We start from the raw sequence: 20,913 nt of genomic DNA, 5'->3' as shown, positions 1-20,913 counted from the left end.
AATTAAGCTTCTGCTTCCATATATTCTTCGATAGGAGTACAAGTACAAATAAGGTTGCGATCTCCGTATGCATCATCTACTCTTCGTACCGTTGGCCAGAATTTATTATCCGCAACATAAGATAGGGGATAAGCCGCTTGCTCTCTGCTATACGGGAAATCCCATTGATCTGAAGTAAGCATTCTCATAGTATGAGGCGCATTTTTCATCACATTGTTAGGATTGTCTTTGCTGGCTTCAGCGATCTCTTGACGTATAGATATCATAGCGTCACAGAAACGATCTAGTTCTGCTTTACTTTCACTTTCTGTAGGCTCGATCATTATCGTTCCAGCTACAGGGAAGGATACCGTAGGTGCATGAAATCCATAATCCATTAATCGTTTTGCAATATCGGTAACTTCTATTCCATTTGCTTTAAAAGGTCTACAGTCCACAATCATTTCGTGTGCAGCTCTTCCTCGCTCACCAGTGTATAACACATCATAATGTCCGTCTAAACGTTCTTTAATATAGTTGGCATTAAGAATAGCATACTCGGTAGCTTCTTTTAATCCTTTGGCTCCAAGCATAGTAATATATCCGTAAGAAATCAAACAAGCCAATGCAGAACCCCAAGGGGCACTAGATATAGCCGTTATTGCTTCTTCTCCTCCCGTTGGTATGATAGGATTACTAGGAAGGAATGGTGCCAATTGTTTTGCAACGCAAATTGGACCCACTCCAGGGCCACCTCCTCCATGTGGAATAGCAAATGTTTTATGTAAATTAAGGTGACAAACATCGGCTCCAATAGCTCCAGGATTGGTGAGTCCTACCTGTGCATTCATATTGGCTCCATCCATATATACTTGTCCACCATTATCATGAATGATTTTGGTAATTTCTTTTATTGCCGATTCGTATACTCCATGAGTAGAAGGATACGTAACCATAAGTGCAGCTAAGTTATCCTTATGCTGAAGCGCTTTTTCTCTCAAATCATCAACATCGATGTTTCCTTCTTCGGTAGCTTTGGTAACCACTACTTTCATTCCCGCCATTACAGCAGAAGCAGGGTTTGTTCCATGAGCTGATGAAGGAATCAAACAAATGTTTCTGTGATGATCGTTACGAGATTCGTGATAGGCTCTTATCACCATTAGACCGGCAAACTCTCCTTGAGCGCCAGAGTTAGGCTGCAATGAAGTGGCAGCAAAACCTGTAATCTCATTAAGTTGATCTTCCAGCTTTTTAAGAACGATCTGATAACCTTCTGCCTGATTCAACGGAGCAAATGGGTGAATGTTCCCCCATTGCGGATTGCTTAACGGCAACATTTCTGAAGCAGCGTTAAGTTTCATTGTACAAGAACCTAGAGGAATCATAGAATGATTCAAAGAAAGGTCTTTACGCTCTAACTTTTTGATATAACGCATCAACTCCGTTTCAGAGTGGTACGTATTAAATACTTCATTAGTCAAAAACTCAGTATCTCTCTTGACAGTTACATCAAAACCAGTTGTAACATGCTCATCAATAGCAATCGTTGCTGTGCCTTTTGCTTTGGCAAAGATGGCAATGATGGTATTAATATCTTTTACTGTGGTAGCTTCGTTGATTGAAATTGAAACCGTATTCGCATCAGGATAATAAAAGTTTACTTCATGCTCCACGGCGATTTGCTGAATTTCTTTTGCATCAGCAGCAATACGGATAGTATCAAAATAGGCAGTATTAAGCTGTTGATACCCTAATTTTTCTACTGCAACACTCAATTGAGTAGTTAGAGTGTTTACTTTGTTTGCAATATATGTTAATCCTTCCGGACCATGGTAAACCGCATACATACCTGCCATAACAGCCAGGAGTACCTGGGCAGTACAAATATTAGATGTAGCTTTGTCCCGTTTGATATGTTGTTCTCTGGTTTGCAACGCCATTCTTAGCGCTCGGTTGCCATCAGTATCTTGAGTGACTCCGATAATACGTCCAGGGATATTTCTTTTAAATTCTTCTTTTGTAGCAAAGTATGCTGCGTGTGGTCCTCCGTATCCTAAAGGAATACCGAAACGTTGTGTAGTTCCTACTACCACATCTGCACCGATACTTCCAGGAGATTTTAGCATTACCAAACTTAGAATATCAGCTGCAACAGCTACTTTTATTTCAGATTGATGTGCTTTTTCTATAAAACCGGCATAATCATATACCTGTCCTGATTTACCAGGATATTGTAGAATAGCACCGTAAAAATCTTCAGAGAAATCAAATTGCTGGTGATCACCTATTACCAACTCAATACCTAATGGAATTGCACGGGTTTTTAATAAAGAAAGTGTCTGAGGTAGAATTTCTTCGGAAACAAAAAACTTGTTGGTTCCATTTTTTTTCTGGGCTCTAGAACGTACCGCAAAAAGCATTGTCATTGATTCTGCTGCCGCTGTACTCTCATCCAGCAAAGATGCATTGGCCAATTCCATACCTGTAAGATCACAGATCATGGTTTGGTAATTCAATAATGCTTCTAATCTTCCTTGTGCGATTTCGGCCTGATAAGGAGTATAAGCGGTATACCATCCCGGATTTTCGAGAATATTACGCTGAATAACAGCTGGTAAACAAGCTTCGTGATATCCTAAACCGATATAGGATTTAAAAACTTTATTTTTTGAGGATAATTTCTGTATGTGAGCAGAATATTCTTGTTCACTCATCGCAGCATCCAGATTCAATGGATTTTTTAAAAGAATATCATCAGGAACAGTTTCATATACCAGTTGTTCCATCGAATCAGCTTTGATAGTGTTTAACATGCTGTCCAGATCCTTCTCTGAAGGGCCTATATGACGCAGTTTAAATGAGTCAGTTTTCATAGCTAAAAAAACAGTTGAGATTCAGACGGCAAAAGTACATATTTAATTGCTAAAAATTTCACAATTAATTAACTCGACCGTGCCAAGTTTTTAACCATTTTCGAGTGTTATTAACAGATTACCCTAAATTTACAGTGTGAAAACCTTAAAAAGCCTATTTCAATTTTATATTAACGGTAGTATTCATGTTGCATTAGCTATTTGTGCTTTGGTACAAATTACCTTTATAAAGCTCGGTGTTTCAGAACGCTATGCTTTTCTTCTTTTTAGTTTTTTTGGAGCTATAGCAGCCTACAATTTTGTGAAATATTCAAAGGTTTCCAAATTGTATCATAGACGATTAAACAAGTCTATGAAGGGTATTCAGATACTTACCTGGGGATCACTTTTGGTATTTTTATATCTCGCTTTTGATGTTTCCAGAGATACTTTGTTGTATATGATTCCCTTTATTTTGTTGACAGTGCTTTATACGGTTCCGGTTTTTCCAAATAAAAAGAACTTAAGGAGTGTAGCGGGGATCAAAATTTTTATCATTGCGATCGTTTGGGCGGGGATCACAGTTTTGGTGCCTCTAACTTATGCCGAGGAGGCTATAAGTTTTGATATGTCCATAGAAATGATACAACGCTTTTTGTTTATCGTAGTGATGATGCTTCCTTTTGAGATAAGAGACCTGGAATATGATGATGAGAAGCTAGTAACTGTGCCTCAAAAAATTGGAATCACCAAAACCAAGGTGTTCGGGAGCGCCTTATTAGTGTTGTTTTTATTACTAACTGCTATTAAAGATGAATTGTCTCCGATAGAAATTTTAAGTACCATTTTGGTCACTACCATCAGTTTATTGTTTCTTTGGGGGACCGATAAGAAACAATCAGAATATTACTGTTCTTTTTGGGTAGAAAGTGTTCCGGTAATGTGGTTACTTATTTTGCTGATACTAAAAGAACTATTTGCTTAACTCTTTTTCCAGAAGTTTTTTCATTTCTTCCTTTTGGGAAGAGCTTATAGTTTGTACTTCAGCTTTTTTCATTGTTTTGGTAAGCTTGGTATTCCTTCTTGAATACGCTCTGGTTACCTTACAATATATCAAACGTATGTTAAGTTTGATAACTTCCATGAACGAAGCCTCTCCATACTGATTTTTGTCACAGATATGTTTTGCTTCCTCACAGGATACAAATAGTCTATTTGATGTAGAAGTGCTCATTACAATTTTTGTTCTTTTTTTATTTTAGGGGGCGTTTGTTATATAAAATCTACATTCTTTCTGGGGGGAAAGAATCTTATTCACTCATTTTTTGTTTTAGTCGTTCTTTCATAGCATTCTTTACATTTTGTTCCATGCTAATTACTTTAGGGTCTTTTACCAGCTTACTTAATTTATTATTGTTAGCAGAATACTTTCTACAAGCTCTACAATATATAAGATGTAAACTCAGCCTTATTTTTTCCCATAAAGAGGCTTCTTTATACTGATTTTTGTCACAAAAATGATTTGCATCAGAACAGCTTACGAAAATTTTGTTTCCCTTTTTCATTTTACTTAAAACCAATCTTTTTCAAGGCATTCAGCCATGGCCGTACGAGCACGATGGATGATTACCCACAGGTTAGACGCGGTTATATCAAATTCATTACAAATGGCTTCTGTATCGAAACCTTGTATCGTTTTCATTTTGAAAATGGAAGCTTGCTTTTCAGGTAATTTTCCTAAGCAATTATGGATTGCCATCCCTAATTCTTCATTCTCAATATCACCTTCTGCATTTTTGTCAAAAGGATCAGCAACACGTTCTTCCAGCCAATCACCTTCGGTTTCACTATCTCCGGTGTAGTTGATTCTAACCTCTGCCTTACCTTTATTACTATTAATCTTTCTATAATGATCAATAATTTTTCTTTTCAGTATCGATATCAGCCAGGTGCGCTCACTAGCTTCACCTTTGAAGTTTTTCATTGATTTCAGGCCTGCAAAAAAAGTCTCTTGAACCAAATCCTGCGCTATTTCCTTGTCATCAACTCTTACGATGGTGTAGTTAAACAGATAATCACTGTATTTATCAACCCATGTAGTGGGGTCTATGGTGTTTGTTGACATGATCGTATCTATTGTTGTATTCACCAAAAATAGGATAAAAAGTTGAATATTAATATATGCTTTACAGAATGTGTATTAAGTAGTTGTTTTTATTTCAACCTTACAGTTTGTTTCTAAATAAAATTTTAGAGAATGATTCCGTTTTTTAAGGAATTGAGTTAAGTGTTTTTTTAATAAAAAATAATCGAAAATACGTCCTACTAGACCATATGGTACATCATATTCTACAATGTCGGTCATGAGAGTACCATTTGCTACTTCCTTAAAATGATGTTGATGTTTAAAGTATTCGAACTTTCCCTGCAGCATTTCGTCAGTAAATGAATATGGATAATTGAATTGAGAAATAACGCTTTTGTGGTGTAGGTGAAAACCAAAATGCTTCCCTCGCCAAGTTACAGTTTCGTTCAGTTCTATTAATCCAGATGTTCTTCCTGCTATAGCTTTTTCATTTGTTTGTTTTGCAGAAAGCATATGAAAATCAATATTTCTCGATAGATCAAAAACCTGGTTGATGGGCGAATGGATCAAAGTTTTAAATTGCAATTTGGTCATCTTTTTACTTTTCTGCAGTTATGATATAATATCCAAATGATTTAAAATGTAATCCGGACAGTAAGGCAAACAAAGAGCCTTTTAAATTTTTAATGCTTTGTGGTTTTAAGGGTTGTTTTTTGAAAAGCTTTTTTAGCATAAAACCGGTTATAGCAAACGGCACATGCAAAACGGAAGGTGCTACTCGATGGGAGACGTTGTTAATTGTTATTTTAGAGAATCCCAATTCTTTCAAACGGTTTTGTACTTGTTGAATGCTCCCTAATCCTTGTAGACTCCATCCTCGACATAGTTGTTTGTAGCAATAATTACTTCCTATACATAACTGGGTTTCTTCTTTTTTAAGAAAAGCATCTGCTATTACTAATCTAGCACCTGGTTTTAGTATACGATGAGCTTCTTTTAATGCAAGGTAGTTATGTCCAGAATGACATAAGCTTTCTATAGCATAAGCAGCATCTACAGAATTGTTTTTGAAAGATGTATTATGATAGTTTTCTTCTAGAATAAGTCCGTTCATATTGGCTAATCGCTTGTTTCCCTCTCTAACCTGAAAAGGGGATAAGGTGATCCCTATGATACGTAATAAAGGATATTGGCGGAGTCCATACCTCATAGTACCGCCTATACCACATCCTAAATCAACTACCAAAGAATTGCGTTTAGGAACTTGCAATCGATTGAATACCTGACGATTCATCTCATTAAGCATAGTATCTCTTTTCAATAGACTAGTTTTGAATGGGATATAATATCCAAAATGCATATTAAAATCTTTACTCCAAAATTCATAGTCTTCGGTGGCTTCATTATAAAAAGTAGTAATGTTCTGCTTTGAAGCTGATCGTTTTTGTCTTCGTCTTTCTGTAATGGAAATGATGCTCATAATATTGAATTTAGATGTTAAAATACCCAACGCAATTATGGATAAGTAATAGTGTATTGACAATGGCGAATAGTACGAAAAGACAATTCATAAAATAACTCCCTATTTTAAAGATCGTTTTCTGAGGAATGTCGTACATAGGGTAGTAGGCGACCTGAGTAGCTACTTTTCCTATCCAGTAGGCTGCAATAAGTCCAGTTAAGGCTATTGCAAGTACAGATTGTTCTTTAAGATGTGTCGTGAGTAGTATCGCAATCAATCCAAAAGAAAAGTTTAACCCTTGAATGTATCTACCATAGGTCTTTGCGATTTCTTGATTTAGGGGTTTTAGTTGTTTCACATCGTTGTACCAATCAAACACCTGAAGGCGGATGTATGGGTAGATCAATGCTGTAAATATTTGACCAGCTCCAGCGGTAATAATAATCCAGTTTGGGATATATGTTTCCATGTTTTGTTAATTTAAAACTTTCAAAAAATATTGAAACTTATATTGAAAAATAAAAGGAGGCCTATGCTCCTTTACTTGAAATGCATTATTGTTTTATTTAACCAATTTTACCAATGCTTTTGTAATCCAGTTGTTTCCTTGGCCCACCACCTTGTTCATCATAATGTCTAGCGTCTCTGCCATTTCGTGTAATGCTTTGGTCTGTTTGATTAACTCTTTGGTTTTATCCGTACCATCATCCTTTATGTTCGAGACATCATTCAAAATCTTGATAGTTGGTTGTAGCTCTCTTCGGCTTCTTTCCTTAGCAATTTGTCGTGCTAATTCTTGAACGTCTTTTTCTGAGGTGAAGAACTCTTTGCGTTCTCCAATTTTGTTTTCCTTAAAAACGATTCCCCAGTCCATCAGTTGACGAAGATTCATACTAGTATTTCCTCTGGAGATATGCAGTTCTTCCATGATATCTTCCATAGAAAGTGGTTCTGGAGAAATTAATAACAATGCATGGATTTGTGCCATGGCTTTATTGATTCCCCATAAGGTTCCCAGGGAACCCCAGGTCGAAATAAATTTACTTTTTGCGTCATCGTATTTCATAGGACAAATATACAAAAAATATCAAACTTTCAAAAAACATTGAAAGTTTGGTGCTGTAAAGACCTTTTTTGAAGAATTTTTCTAGGTGAATACAGTTATTATTTTGTGGCTCCTCCGTTTTTGTTATGTGTTGATTTTGTGTAAGTTATAGTACTAACACAAACTCGTACTTATAATGAAAAAATTAAACCTAATTATTTCAGTAGGGTTGCTATGCTTACTCTTTTCGCATAGCTATGCCCAACAAACCAAAGACATGTTTTTTGCAACAATGCAAACCAATGATGCAAAAGATCTATTGTTAAATCATCCAGATGATATTCAAATTCTGAAATCTGCCAATGGCTACAGCGCTGTAAAACTCAGTGATAAAGCTGCAGAAGAGCTACATCACAAAGTATTGGTACATGGTCCTGGATTTGTTTATGAAAGTTCGGCCAAAAAAGCCATCGCGGCAATTGGGGCTATCTCCAAAATGTCGAATACCGTTCAGCAAAAGATGAGTTACGCTATTACTCAAGATGCTTTGGTAAGGCAAAGTCTGGATTTAGTGAACAATCTTAATATTGCTGATCAAATTCAGGAGTGGGAAAATTACGGCACACGTTATCATACCACCAACACTGCACGACAAGCTATTTTGGACCTAAAAACCAAGTGGGAAAGTATTGCAGGTGGGCGTAGTGATGTTTCGGTAAGAGTAGTAGAACACACAAGTACTGCAATGCCATCGTTGGTAATGACGATCACCGGTTCAGAAAAACCGGATGAATTTGTTGTGCTAGGAGGACATGCAGATTCTACCGCTGGAGGCAACAATGCAAATGCACCAGGAGCAGATGATAATGCCTCTGGAATTGCAACTATTACTGAAGCAGCTCGCGTATTGTTTTCTATGAATTTTACACCCAAAAGAACGATCGAATTTATGGCATTTGCCGCAGAAGAGGTGGGATTAAGAGGATCTAGAGAGATTGCCGAGGACTACCGAAGTCGTAATGTCAATGTGGTGAGTTATATGCAGTTGGATATGACCAACTACAAAGGATCTACAAACGATGCTTTTATTTCTACGGACTCTTATAACGATGATACCTTAAACGATTTTATGATCAGCTTATTGAATCATTATAATGCTTCAGGTACACACAAGATTACCTATGGTACTTCTCAATGTAATTATGGATGTTCAGACCATTATAGCTGGGCACAAGAAGGATATCCCGTTACCTTTCCTTTTGAAGCAAGATTTGGTGAACACAATCCTCATATCCATACGACAAGAGATACCTTTGATCGATCACCTACGCCAAATGCAACCCACTCAGCCAAATTTGCTAAGCTGGCTCTGGAATATTTAATAGAAATTTCCAACGGAGTGTCAGGAGGTCCAGGAGGTGGAGATACATGTGCCACCAGTATCACTACTTATCCGTATCAACAAGGTTTTGAAAGTAATGTAGGAAGTTGGGTGCAATCCACTAGCGATGATTTGAACTGGACAGCAGATAGTAATGGAACACCTTCTAATGGCACAGGGCCAAACAATGCTGCCGAAGGTTCTTCTTATATATATGTAGAAGCTTCTGGAAATGGAACAGGCTTTCCTAATAAGCAGGCTATTCTTACATCTCCCTGTTTTGATTTGAGCGTTTTATCTTCGGCAACTTTTAGTTTCAAATACCATATGCAAGGAAGTGCAGTAGGAAACTTGGCAGTAGAAGTAAGTGCTGATAATGGTACATCATGGACAAGTGTATTTGCTCAATCTGGAGACCAGGGAAGTGCCTGGAATGATGCTTCTGTTGATCTTGCATCCTATATCGGATCAACGATACAGTTACGTTTCAATACGGTTACAGGAAATAGTTGGCAAGGAGACGTTGCAGTAGATGATGTGAAATTAACTGAGTCTGGTGTAGATCCTGGTCCTGGTAACTGTACGGCTTTAAATTTTAATGATTTTACGGTTTCCTCATTCTCTAATCAGGACAATGCAGGTGATTTTTCTGTGGTTAATGGCGGATCAGGGCTGTCTTTACAAAATAATACCTGGAAATCTATAGCATATGATTATGTAGTGACTGCATCGACAGTAATAGAATTTGAGTTTAGCAGCAGCAATCAGGGAGAAATTCATGGAATCGGTTTTGAAGATGATAACAGTTTGACTTCTTCTAGATATTTCAAAGTTCACGGGTCACAAAATTATGGAGTGACTAATTATGACAATTACTCCAGTGGTACTACAACATATACTATTCCTGTGGGGACTTTTTATACAGGAACTATGAATCGTTTGGTATTTGTTAACGATAATGATGCCGGAAGTGGTAATACTTCTGTGTTTTCTAATGTGAAAATATATGAAGGTTCTTGTTCGGGTGCTTTAAAAGAAAGGATTGACTTTGGAGATATTACTCCAGTTTTGGGAACAGAAGGCGAGGGAATTTTGGCAGCAGTAAAAATTACTCCAAATCCAACTACGGATAGCTTTACCATCAATATGCCTACAAAAGTTTCAACTGCTGTTCATGCTTCGATACATACGCTATTAGGCAGAGAGATCAAGCATATGGAGTTGACTTCTGGCACCAATACAATTTCTGCCAAACAATTATCTCTACAAGCGGGAGTGTATTTGATCACTCTGGAAACCAAAGGAGAGGATTCTTTGACACAAAAAATAGTTATTCAATAAGGTCCAGAGCATAAAAAAGGTGCTTCAAAAAATATTGAAGCACCTTTTCTATATAATGTAATTACTTTATTAATCCTGCTCGCTTTAACAAAGCTTCAGGTTTAGGTTCTTGTCCGCGAAACCGTTTATATAACTCCATAGGATTTTCGGTTCCTCCTTTGGATAAAACATGATCTTGAAAGCGTGTGGCAATTTCTTTGTTAAATATTCCGTTTTCCTTAAAATATTCAAACGCATCCGCGTCCAGTACTTCTGCCCATTTATAGGAGTAGTAACCTGCAGAGTATCCCCCTTGAAAAATATGTGAGAATGCCGTGCTCATACAATTTTCTGCTACATCTGGATACATTGATGTTTCGGCAAATACTTTTTTCTCATGTGCTTTTACATCTGTAATTTCACTTGGATCCTGAGCGTGCCAAGACATATCCAGTAGTCCAAAACTTAATTGTCGAAGAGTTGCCATACCTTCCATAAAAGTTGCAGATTCTTTGATTTTCTGTACCAACTCCATTGGGATTACTTCTCCGGTTTCGTAATGCTTTGCGAACAATTCCAGAGTTTCTTTTTCGTAGCACCAGTTTTCTAGAATTTGACTTGGTAACTCTACAAAATCCCAAAATACACTAGTTCCCGAAAGACTGGGGTACGTAGTATTGGCTAGCATACCATGCAGTGCATGACCAAACTCATGAAACAAGGTGGTTACTTCATTAAAGGTTAGTAAAGAAGGTTTACTAGGTGTGGGTTTGGTAAAATTACATACTATCGAAACATGTGGTCGTATATTCTTTTGTTCTTCTCTCATTTGAGATTTGTACGAAGTCATCCAGGCTCCATTTCGCTTACCAGGTCTTGGATGAAAATCTGCATAAAACAGCGAGATAAAATTGCCGTCAAGGTCAAATACTTCGTATGTTTTTACTTCGTCGTGATAACGATCTATGGTATTTACTTCTTCAAAACGAAGTCCAAATAATTTGGAAGCCACTTCAAACACTCCGTTGATTACGTTTTCAAGCTTAAAATAAGGCTTCAGTTTTTCGTCGTTAAGATCAAAAAGTTGTTGTTTTAACTTTTCAGAATAATAGGCTCCGTCCCATTTTTGCAAAGCGTCTATGCCATCTAGTTGTTTTGCAAAATTGGTTAATTGTTGAAATTCTCTTTCGGCAGCAGGTTTTGCTTTTTTCAGAATGTCATTAAGGAAGGAGAATACTTTTTCGGGTGTTTCGGCCATTCTTTCTTCCAATACAAAATGTGCATGAGAATCGTACCCTAATAGTTGTGCTCTTTGATGTCTTAAATTCGCAATTTGTAAAACAATATCCTGGTTGTCTACATCGTCATTTTTGAAGCTTTTTGATCCAAAAGCTATAGAAAGTTTTTTACGAAGGTCTCTATTATCGGCATATGTCATAAAAGGGACATAACTAGGATAATCCAAGGTAAATAACCAGCCTTTTTTGTCTTTGGCTTCTGCCATGGCCTTTGCAGCTTCCTTGGCTCCATCAGGAAGTCCTGATAACTCCGATTCGTTTGTAATAAGCATTTCAAACTTATTGGTTTCTGCAAGAACATTCTCTCCAAATTTCAAGCTTAATTTAGAAAGTTTCATATCAATATCCCGTAGTTGTTCTTTTTTATTTTCGGGAAGATTGGCTCCATTTCTAGAGAATGATTTGTACTTCTTTTTGAGTAATGTTTGCTGTTCTGGATTTAAATCAAGACTGTCTTTTTGTTGATATATAACCTCTATTTTTTTGAATAACTTTTCATTTAACGAAATGTCGTTCTTAAATTCAGATAACAATGGAGAGGATTCTTGGGCGATTTTTTGAATTTCTTCATTAGTCTCAGCGCTATTTAGGTTAAAAAATACACTGGTTACTCTATCCAAAAGCTGACCACTGTAATCCAAAGCTTCTATCGTATTGTTAAAGGTGGGGGCGTCTTCATTATCAACAATAGTATCAATTTCTTTACGGGCTTTTGCGATTCCATTCTTTATTGCAGGAAGAAAATGTTCAGATTTTATTTTTGAAAAAGGTGCCTGATCAAAATATTCTAGTAACGGATTATTCATTATTTATAGTAATTTCTTGTTGTACATTTTTATCAAGTTCGTTTGTCGAAAAATAGTGTATTTTATCGATAAATGAAGGATTGATTTCATCAATTTTGGCTTTCACTAATCTTTATTCACCTAGTTTTGGATTAGGTTTATTAGTGATGGTCTTGTAATGAGAATAGCTACATTATTGTATCAGGGGTATGGATGTTAATAATTATTTTTCATTACGTAGACCAAATATATTGAAAGAGCTGCAAAAAATTGCAGCTCTTTTTATTTTATTAGTATGATTTTTACTTGTAAAAATCGAAAAAATTGTATGCTTTTTCGATCAAATTAAATTTTAAAGACGTCCTTATATGAATTTTGTCGATAAAATACGTGTTTTATCGAAAATTGTTAATAAGTTTTTATTACTTTTATTGTGTAATCAAAGTAAGGTTTTACCTTTGTACTAGGTTTTAAGAGTATGGTCTTACGATGAATTTTTTTGTGTAATATATTTAAGTTGGTTAATAAATATTGTTATATTCCTTTGTAAGACCTAATATTTAAAAGAGTCACTGAAAAGTGACTCTTTTTTTATGCGCAAAAAATGGGTGTAAATTTTACTTCTTTATGTCCTTTGCTCCTTGGATAACTTTTTGCTTTAACCCCTCTTTGTAGATTACTATTTTGTCTAACACACATTTGTCTTGAGCACCAATAATTTGTGCAGCCAGAATCCCTGCATTGAGCGCGCCGTCTAATGCTACCGTAGCCACTGGAACTCCACCTGGCATCTGAAGTATAGATAATACAGAATCCCATCCATCGATAGAATTTCTAGATTTTACCGGAACACCAATTACAGGAAGTGGAGAAAGAGAGGCGACCATACCTGGTAGATGTGCAGCTCCGCCAGCACCTGCAATAATCACATTGATACCTCTGGTATGAGCATTTTGGGCATAATCAAATAGTTTTTCAGGTGTTCTATGCGCCGAAACGATATCAACTTCTACTTCAATATCAAAACCTTGTAAAACTTCTACGGCCTTTTCCATAACGGGCATGTCACTGGTACTACCCATAATAATTCCTACCTTGCTCATTGATTAATTCTGTTTGCTATTATTAATAAAAATGCTTTTTAAAATTTATTTACTAATCACCTTAATGGTGTTTTTTACTTTTTCAGCAATCTTTCTAGCTTCATTAATATCTTCATTGATAATGGTAACGTGTCCCATTTTTCTAAACGGTCTCGTTTGCTGTTTACCGTAGATATGAGGAGTAACCCCTCTCATCTGCATTATTTTTTCGATATTTTCATACTCAACGTCTCCGGCGTAGCCTTCGGCACCTACCAAATTAACCATAATTCCGCCAACCTTACTTTCTGTGGCTCCAAGGGGTAAATCTAGAATTGCTCTGATATGCTGTTCAAATTGATTGGTGTAACTCGCTTCGATACTATAATGACCACTATTATGAGGCCTTGGTGCTACTTCGTTGACCAGAATTTCATCTTCCTGAGTCTGAAACATTTCTACTGCTAGGATACCTACATGTTCAAAAGATTCAGAAACTTTTTGAGCTACAGTTATGGCTTTTTGAGCCACTTTATCATCAATTCGAGCTGGACAAATCACATATTCTACCTGATTTGCTTCTGGATGAAATTCCATTTCTACCACCGGATAGGTTTTAATCTCCCCGCTCGGGTTACGTACTACAATAACGGCCAATTCATTTTTGAAATTAACCATTTCTTCTGCAATACATTCTACATCGGGTAATTTTGCTAGATCTGCACCTGTCTTTATAATAGATACACCTTTACCATCATACCCCCCTTGCGTACTTTTCCATACAAATGGAAGTCTGATTTTGTTATTGGTAATCCCTTCTGCCAAATGTGCTTTATTAGAGAATACAACAAAAGGAGCGGTAGGGATATGGTATTTTTGATAAAATAACTTTTGACGTCCTTTGTTTTGAATATTTTCTAGTGTTTTTGAACTTGGGTATACCTTTTTTCCTTCTTTCTCTAATTGTGCAAGGGCTTTAATATTTACGGTTTCGATTTCAAAGGTGAGTACATCCACCTTTTTTCCGAAATTATATACAGTATCATAGTCCATAAGACTACCTTGTTGAAAGTGATCACAACCCACTTTGCAAGGTGCCTCTGGATTAGGATCAAGAACAAATGTCTTGATATCATACTTTCTGGTTTCATACAGCATCATCTTTCCTAATTGTCCTCCTCCCAGAATTCCGAGCTTAAATTTTGACGAAAAAAAGTTTGTCATTATTGGGGTATTTTTTGGCTTAAAAACGCAAAAATAATTTTTTCAGAAGGATTTACCATAATTATAGCGGTTAAATAGTGTAGTCAAAGTGTATTTATCATTATCTTTGCCGCTTTAATAAAAAAAGGAAGATCACCGAAACCTAAAAAGATAGCATGATTACGTTGCACGATCTACAATTCGTTCCATTTATTGCTGAAGATCAAATTACTACGGCAATAGACAAGCTATCTAAGGACCTTAATCAAGACTTTGAAGGCAAAACCCCATTGTTTATTGGGGTGCTTAACGGAGCATTTATGTTCTTTTCTGAAGTGCTCAAAAGATATGAAGGTGATTGTGAAGTTAGTTTTGTAAAGCTGGCTTCTTACCAAGGTACGCAAACTACAAACAAGGTACAGGAACTCATAGGATTAGATGAAGATGTATCTGATAGAACAGTAGTGATTCTAGAAGATATAGTAGATACGGGAAATACCATAGAAGTTCTTACACAAATGTTGAAGGATAAGGGCTGTAAAACGGTTAAGATTGCTACCCTGTTTTTTAAAGAAGAAGTATATACCAAAGAGATTACCATCGATTATGTTGGGATCACAATCCCAAATCGGTTTATTGTGGGATATGGTCTGGATTATAATGGATTAGGTCGTAATCTTACAGATGTTTACCAATTAAAAATGAATAAAATGACAAATTTAGTGCTATTCGGTCCTCCGGGAGCAGGAAAAGGAACCCAAGCAGAAGTTTTGAAAGAAAAATACAACCTGGTGCATATTTCTACAGGAGATGTATTTCGGTACAATATCAAAAATGCAACCGAATTAGGTACACTGGCTAAATCATATATCGATAAAGGACAATTGGTTCCTGATGAAGTTACCATTAATATGCTGAATGCTGAGGTAGAAAAAAATCCTGAAGCTAACGGTTTTATTTTTGATGGTTTTCCAAGAACTGAAGCACAAGCAGATTCATTAGCTACATTGTTAGAAGATAAAGGGTCAGAAGTAAGTGCCATGATTGCTCTAGAAGTAGATGATGAGGTATTGGTAAATCGATTATTAGAGAGAGGAAAAACTTCTGGAAGAGCGGATGATGCAGATGAAGGAGTAATTAGAAACCGTATCAAAGTATATTACGACGAGACTGCAATCCTGAAGAACTATTATCAGAAACAAAGTAAGTACTTTGGTGTGGATGGAGTTGGAGCTATCGAAGAAATTACAGATAGACTAAGCAAGACTATAGATAACTTATCATAGTTTTAAAAGATATAAAAGGTATACAAATAGATTAACGATCCTGATCTAGAAAGATTAAGTATTGAACTATGACTGAAGGGAATTTTGTAGATTACGTAAAACTACACGTTACTTCCGGAAACGGAGGTAAGGGATCTGTGCATTTGCATCGCGAAAAGTATATCCAAAAAGGTGGACCCGACGGTGGAGATGGGGGTAGAGGAGGACATATTGTCTTACGTGCAAATTCTAATATGTGGACCTTGTATCACCTCAAATTCAAAAGGCACTTCAGAGCTGGACATGGTGGACATGGTAGTAAAAATAGAAGTACCGGAGCCGATGGGGAAGATATCTTTATAGATGTCCCGTTGGGAACGGTAATCCGAGATACAGAAACCCAAAATGTAATCACCGAAATTACAGAAGATGGTCAAGAGTACATCGTGGCTGAAGGAGGAATGGGAGGTAGAGGAAACTGGCATTTTAAAAGTGCCACCAATCAAACTCCTAGATATGCTCAGCCTGGGATAGAAGGGCAGCAGCACGATATTACTTTGGAGTTAAAAGTATTGGCAGATGTGGGATTAGTCGGTTTCCCTAATGCTGGTAAATCCACACTTTTATCTGTGATTACAGCGGCAAAACCTAAGATTGCAGATTATGAGTTTACCACACTAAAGCCTAATCTTGGAATTGTTGAATACAGAGATTTTCAAACTTTTGTGATGGCAGATATTCCTGGAATTATCGAAGGAGCTGCCGAAGGAAAAGGTATTGGACATCGTTTTCTACGTCATATAGAACGCAATTCTACCTTATTGTTTTTGATTCCAGCAGACGCTCCAGACATCAAAGAGCAATATGAAATTTTACTGGATGAGTTACGTAGATACAATCCGGAACTTTTGGATAAAGAACGACTTATTGCTATATCAAAATCTGATATGTTGGATGACGAATTAAAAGAAGAACTGAAAGCAGAACTTGATGAGCAACTGAAGGTTTCTTATTTGTTTATTTCTTCAGTTGCCCAAAAAGGATTGCAAGAGTTAAAAGATCAACTCTGGAAGATGTTAAACGCTTAATTAGTGTTGTCTTTTTACAATGTGTTTAGGATTGAGAAGCTTCAGGTGTCATTAGTGTAGCTTTACCTATTCGGTTCCATGTATTTATTGCACAAACAGCCATGATGATATCGGCAACTTTGGTAGCATCAAAATGATCCATTGCTGTTTGGTAAAGCTCGTCACTCAACCCCTGTTGCGAAATCATTGTAATTTGCTCGGTCATTTGTAGGATGATTTTTTCATCTTCAGTAAAAAATGGAGATTCTTCCCAGACGGGTAAGGCATGTATCCGATATTGTTTTTCTCCTTTGTCAACAGCATCTTTGATATGCATTTGTAAGCAATAAGCACAACCGTTGATTTGAGATGCTCTTATTTCAATAAGCAAAAATTCGGCTGGTGATAATGTGCTGTTTTTTAAGTATTGGTGAAGATCAAATAAAGGTTGGTATGCCTTTGGTGTAATCTGATTGATATTAATTCTTTCTGTTTTCATGTCGTTATATTTTTTAATATACACTACAAAATTCGAAAGGTAATACCAGCCAAAAATTAATCTAGTTCAAGAAATATATCACTTTTTTTTACGTGCTCTTATTTTACTTAAAAATTCTGGGGTAAAACCAAGATATGAAGCTAACATATATTGAGGGACACGTTGCACGAATTTTGGATTATGCTCACAAAAAGAATGATATAATTCTTCTCCCGAAAGGCTGTACATAAATTTGATCCGTCTTTGATCGGCTATACGTACTTTTTCATGGATCATTCTGAAGTATTGATTAATTACGATAGATTCCTGTAACAAAAGATCTAATTTTTGTTTGCTGATTTTGAGTACGATAGAGTCTTCTGCGGCTTGTATATGAAGTTCGGAAGGACGGCTATGAATAAAACTATCAAAATCTGTGATCCACCAATTTTCGATACCAAAATTGATTACTTTTTCTGCGCCACTATTATGTATAAAATAAGATCGAAAACACCCTTTGACAATGAAGTGTAGATATAAACAATACTGTCCCTCTTTGATTAGATATTGTTTATTGGAAATCACTTCGGTTTCAACAGCATCCAACAGCAACTGAAGCTCTTTTTCTGAAGGTTTTACGAATTTGAGAACATGCTCGCGCAGTGAAGTTAACATGAAAGAAATAGTATCTGATTTACCCTTTAAAAATAGGCTTTTTCTGATAATCAAAAAACACCCTGAGGATCATCCAACAGGGTGTTTTTTTTACTATTACAAAATAATGGGTGTGTCGCTAATAAGTTTCCAGGACCCTTTTTCGGTTTTGATTAGATCCATAAGAGAAACAAAAGTGGCTTTTTTACCTTTAAGGACCACTTTGGCGGTAGCTACGTTTTCATTAACAATTATGTTTTTGAAGCTAACCTGGCGTTGGTCTCCTCCCCATTCTTTACTTTTTATCTTTTGAAGATAAACAGACCGGGGGACGATGGCCACTTCAGAACTTCCAAAAAGCCTATTCATCACTACCCGATAATTTGAGTCAAGGTGTTGTTCTAGCGTCTGAACGTCATTTTGATCTCCCGCCTTGGCAAAGGCAAGTACGGTGTCTTTAATTTCTTTTTCATCTGTGGATTGAGCCTGTACAGGTGCGTTTGCAAACAACACAATCAATCCAATTAAAATGGTGTTTTTCATTGTATACGAATTTTTAGGTTAATATTTAATCATGTTAAATCAATGGTTGATATATCAATATTAAAATCAAAAAAAACTAACTCATGTTTTTCTGTATTTTTAATAAAATCGTTCTCAAGGATTCAATTTCTTCAGAACTAAGTCCTTCAATACTTTTTCTTCTATGCGCTTTGATCATTTCCATATTATTTTTTACGAAAGCGTTTCCTTGGATTGTAAGTTCGATATGGTATTGTCTTCGATTATTAGGTATAGGTTTTCTTTGAATAAATTGTTTCTTCTCCAGAATATCCAGTGTTCTTGTGATCGAAGCGGGATCTCTTAGGGATTTATCCGCAAGTTCTCTTTGCGAGATAGGTTGTGTTTCTTCTATTATTTTTAATAAAATCCATTGTTCAATAGTAATTCCCAGCTTTTTTTGATCAAACTCTCGCTGGGAGTATTGTTTCGAAATTTTGCTGGTCTTGTCAATTTGAAACAAAATTACATTTTCAATGTCTTGGTTCTTCATAACGAATAGAATGATTCAAATATATAAAAATTGTTGATATATCAATAGTTTATTCTTGAATTTAACTTTATGATATTGATCTAGTTCTTTAGAATCAAGAATTTATTATCCATTACATTGCCCGTAAGAATCATATCCTGAAAAGGAGTGGCTACCGAAGATCCGGACATCAAATCACCTTTATCTACAAAGATACTTTCTGTGGTATAATCTCCTTTTTTGCGATACGTTACTTTGATGATTTCTGAAGGAGCGGTGGTTTTGTTTCCTTTGGCATATGCTTTAAATCTAAGTAGGTTCGGATGTCCAGCTGTCCATAAATTCCCTTTGGGGTCAATTTCTACATTATCTACTCCGGTACCACAGGGGATATCTTCAGTAAAAATTAAGGTCCCATCTGGATTTCTAGAATATACCTTAATTTCAAAACCTCTGGGAGAGGCTACATACAACAAGTTTTTGCTAGGATCAAAGTTAATCCCGTTAGCATAAGCTATTCCATCGGCGACTTCAATAAAATCAGTTCCATCAAAATAAACTACATTCGAAACCGACAGGCCCAGATATTCCTCAAAAAACTTTCCCATTCCTTTGGTATACCCATGATCATTCGTAAAATAGAATCGATTTTGATCAATCAATACAACATCATTAGGGCTAATCATAGATGGATGTGAATATGTTTTTTCAAACACCAAGCTATCACCCATTAATCTGAATTTTTCTATAGAGTGTCCATTTTTGGTGTGATTTACCGCAAGAATAGTATATGCTCCATCTTTTTTGAACATAGAAACCCCATGTGGAGCAAAAGGTTTAGAAAAGGATTTGCTGAGATGAATAGTGGTAAACGAATTGTTCTGTAAATCTAATTTATAGAGTCCGCCTGATTCTTCTTCGGTAGGTGGGTAGATATTTCTTTTTGTAGAAGAAACAAGCGCAAAATTATCAGTATGGCTTATGGTAATATCTTCTGCACCATGCAAAGGTATTTGTTTTAGTACTGAACCCTCAAAATGATTTTCCACAGTTCTAAAAAATCCTGTGGATTGTAGTGTGTAAAAAACATAGCCTAGAAATACTATCAATACAAGAAGGATAATTTTAACAGATCTACCTCGCATAATATCTTATGATTTTAAAGGATTAAGATTACTCTATTTTTCCATCATGAAACCCAGCTCTTTTCCAATTCCCGTCTTGATGTACCCAAAAATTAGTAACCCGATATTGATTTTGTTGTGTAGTATCCCCTTTTGAAGTGGAAACGGTAATTTTTGCAGTAAGAATGGCCGTATTATCATGGAATTTGATATCTGTTTCCTCCATTTGATATGCATTTACTTTGATATCGCCATTTTCAATTTGAACACTTCGTTTGGTTAAGTACCCAATCCAATCATCTTTACCAATAGGCTTTGCGTTTCCGTTGGTATGATGATAATCATCTGTAATCATAGATGCTAATTTTTTAACATTACCTTCTTTAAAAGCTTGATTAAATTCGTTTACGGCTGCTAAGAGCTCTTTTTCCTGATTTGCAGGATGGGGTGTAGTGTTCGTGCAGCTGATCATCAAATTGGAGAGTACGATCAAAAAACACAAAGTAAACATCTTCATGTGGTAAAAGGTTTGTAAGGTTGTGTATAGTATGAATTCTTTAAATATACCAAATATATCTCATCAGGAATTGGTTTTAACAAAGACTTCGCATTCTGGAAATTTTTCAAATAAGAACGCATTCTAATCCAACTCAAACGGATACTCATTTGTTAACAAGCTTTAACTTTTCTTGAAATATATTTAACAGATAAAATCATACTACAATCCTCAGAAAACAGTTTTGTAGTAGAGCACATTTTTTGACGAAACTAAATTTAAAGCATGAATTTTAACAAA

At 36.0% G+C, this 20,913-nt stretch carries 20 protein-coding genes; 4 read left to right on the top strand and 16 right to left on the bottom strand.

Annotated elements, in window-relative coordinates; all coding sequences use genetic code 11:
• Positions 1 to 2 precede the first annotated feature (2 nt).
• Positions 3 to 2,855, bottom strand: coding sequence for an aminomethyl-transferring glycine dehydrogenase (gene gcvP, locus ACXAGJ_RS08625; protein WP_474838918.1), 2,853 nt, complete (start codon positions 2,853 to 2,855; stop codon positions 3 to 5).
• A 136-nt stretch (positions 2,856 to 2,991) separates the two neighbouring features.
• Here gcvP and ACXAGJ_RS08620 point away from each other — a divergent pair, with 136 nt between their 5' ends.
• Complete coding sequence (locus tag ACXAGJ_RS08620) at positions 2,992 to 3,819, top strand: UbiA prenyltransferase family protein (protein ID WP_473282258.1); 828 nt, start codon at positions 2,992 to 2,994, stop codon at positions 3,817 to 3,819.
• On the opposite strand, the gene ACXAGJ_RS08615 is transcribed toward ACXAGJ_RS08620, so the two are convergent.
• The 6 genes from ACXAGJ_RS08615 to ACXAGJ_RS08590 form a co-directional block, all read right to left on the bottom strand.
• Positions 3,808 to 4,068, bottom strand: a complete 261-nt coding sequence (locus ACXAGJ_RS08615) for a hypothetical protein (protein ID WP_473282256.1) — start codon at positions 4,066 to 4,068, stop codon at positions 3,808 to 3,810. The genes ACXAGJ_RS08620 and ACXAGJ_RS08615 overlap by 12 nt on opposite strands.
• A 336-nt stretch (positions 4,069 to 4,404) precedes the next feature.
• On the bottom strand, positions 4,405 to 4,959 hold the full coding sequence (locus ACXAGJ_RS08610) for a sigma-70 family RNA polymerase sigma factor (RefSeq protein ID WP_473282252.1): 555 nt from the start codon (positions 4,957 to 4,959) through the stop codon (positions 4,405 to 4,407).
• 75 nt (positions 4,960 to 5,034) lie between these two features.
• Positions 5,035 to 5,514, bottom strand: a complete 480-nt coding sequence (locus ACXAGJ_RS08605; protein ID WP_474838915.1) for an SRPBCC family protein — start codon at positions 5,512 to 5,514, stop codon at positions 5,035 to 5,037.
• 4 nt (positions 5,515 to 5,518) lie between these two features.
• On the bottom strand, positions 5,519 to 6,400 hold the full coding sequence (locus ACXAGJ_RS08600; RefSeq protein WP_474838914.1) for an SAM-dependent methyltransferase: 882 nt from the start codon (positions 6,398 to 6,400) through the stop codon (positions 5,519 to 5,521).
• A gap of 10 nt (positions 6,401 to 6,410) precedes the next feature.
• Positions 6,411 to 6,851, bottom strand: coding sequence for a hypothetical protein (locus ACXAGJ_RS08595; RefSeq protein ID WP_474838912.1), 441 nt, complete (start codon positions 6,849 to 6,851; stop codon positions 6,411 to 6,413).
• A 93-nt stretch (positions 6,852 to 6,944) separates the two neighbouring features.
• Positions 6,945 to 7,448, bottom strand: coding sequence for a GbsR/MarR family transcriptional regulator (locus ACXAGJ_RS08590; RefSeq protein WP_073316760.1), 504 nt, complete (start codon positions 7,446 to 7,448; stop codon positions 6,945 to 6,947).
• Between the two features lie 175 nt (positions 7,449 to 7,623).
• Here ACXAGJ_RS08590 and ACXAGJ_RS08585 point away from each other — a divergent pair, with 175 nt between their 5' ends.
• Positions 7,624 to 10,149, top strand: a complete 2,526-nt coding sequence (locus ACXAGJ_RS08585; RefSeq protein WP_474838910.1) for a M20/M25/M40 family metallo-hydrolase — start codon at positions 7,624 to 7,626, stop codon at positions 10,147 to 10,149.
• Between the two features lie 61 nt (positions 10,150 to 10,210).
• On the opposite strand, the gene ACXAGJ_RS08580 is transcribed toward ACXAGJ_RS08585, so the two are convergent.
• From ACXAGJ_RS08580 to ACXAGJ_RS08570, 3 genes are all read right to left on the bottom strand, one after another.
• On the bottom strand, positions 10,211 to 12,232 hold the full coding sequence (locus ACXAGJ_RS08580; protein WP_474838908.1) for a M3 family metallopeptidase: 2,022 nt from the start codon (positions 12,230 to 12,232) through the stop codon (positions 10,211 to 10,213).
• 596 nt (positions 12,233 to 12,828) lie between these two features.
• Positions 12,829 to 13,314, bottom strand: a complete 486-nt coding sequence (gene purE, locus ACXAGJ_RS08575; protein WP_474838906.1) for a 5-(carboxyamino)imidazole ribonucleotide mutase — start codon at positions 13,312 to 13,314, stop codon at positions 12,829 to 12,831.
• A gap of 45 nt (positions 13,315 to 13,359) precedes the next feature.
• Entirely contained in the window at positions 13,360 to 14,517 is a 1,158-nt protein-coding gene (locus tag ACXAGJ_RS08570) for a 5-(carboxyamino)imidazole ribonucleotide synthase (protein WP_474838904.1), read from the bottom strand.
• A 155-nt stretch (positions 14,518 to 14,672) separates the two neighbouring features.
• On the opposite strand from ACXAGJ_RS08570, the gene ACXAGJ_RS08565 reads away from it, so the two are divergent.
• Both ACXAGJ_RS08565 and obgE read left to right on the top strand, forming a co-directional pair.
• Positions 14,673 to 15,782 (top strand): adenylate kinase, encoded by a 1,110-nt coding sequence (locus ACXAGJ_RS08565; RefSeq protein ID WP_474838902.1) that lies wholly within the window; start codon positions 14,673 to 14,675, stop codon positions 15,780 to 15,782.
• A gap of 68 nt (positions 15,783 to 15,850) precedes the next feature.
• On the top strand, positions 15,851 to 16,849 hold the full coding sequence (gene obgE, locus ACXAGJ_RS08560; protein WP_474838900.1) for a GTPase ObgE: 999 nt from the start codon (positions 15,851 to 15,853) through the stop codon (positions 16,847 to 16,849).
• A gap of 25 nt (positions 16,850 to 16,874) precedes the next feature.
• Here the strand turns inward: obgE and ACXAGJ_RS08555 are convergent, their stop codons facing one another.
• From ACXAGJ_RS08555 to ACXAGJ_RS08530, 6 genes are all read right to left on the bottom strand, one after another.
• The gene (locus tag ACXAGJ_RS08555) at positions 16,875 to 17,327 is read right to left on the bottom strand and encodes a carboxymuconolactone decarboxylase family protein (RefSeq protein WP_474838898.1); all 453 of its coding nucleotides are present in this window, start codon (positions 17,325 to 17,327) and stop codon (positions 16,875 to 16,877) included.
• A 78-nt stretch (positions 17,328 to 17,405) separates the two neighbouring features.
• Complete coding sequence (locus ACXAGJ_RS08550; protein ID WP_474838896.1) at positions 17,406 to 17,981, bottom strand: Crp/Fnr family transcriptional regulator; 576 nt, start codon at positions 17,979 to 17,981, stop codon at positions 17,406 to 17,408.
• Between the two features lie 96 nt (positions 17,982 to 18,077).
• Complete coding sequence (locus tag ACXAGJ_RS08545; protein WP_474838894.1) at positions 18,078 to 18,503, bottom strand: nuclear transport factor 2 family protein; 426 nt, start codon at positions 18,501 to 18,503, stop codon at positions 18,078 to 18,080.
• A gap of 76 nt (positions 18,504 to 18,579) precedes the next feature.
• The gene (locus tag ACXAGJ_RS08540; RefSeq protein ID WP_474838892.1) at positions 18,580 to 19,014 is read right to left on the bottom strand and encodes a MarR family winged helix-turn-helix transcriptional regulator; all 435 of its coding nucleotides are present in this window, start codon (positions 19,012 to 19,014) and stop codon (positions 18,580 to 18,582) included.
• An 80-nt stretch (positions 19,015 to 19,094) separates the two neighbouring features.
• Positions 19,095 to 20,042: a strictosidine synthase family protein gene (locus ACXAGJ_RS08535; protein WP_474838890.1), complete on the bottom strand. Its 948-nt coding sequence runs from the start codon at positions 20,040 to 20,042 to the stop codon at positions 19,095 to 19,097.
• A gap of 124 nt (positions 20,043 to 20,166) precedes the next feature.
• Positions 20,167 to 20,634 carry a nuclear transport factor 2 family protein gene (locus tag ACXAGJ_RS08530; protein WP_474838888.1) on the bottom strand — a complete coding sequence of 156 codons (468 nt, stop codon included), beginning with the start codon at positions 20,632 to 20,634 and terminating at the stop codon, positions 20,167 to 20,169.
• Between the last annotated feature and the right edge of the window lie 279 nt (positions 20,635 to 20,913).

It is taken from the genome of Aquimarina sp. AWH4_224, assembly GCF_056160245.1.
This window is presented reverse-complemented; position numbering and strand designations above follow the sequence as displayed.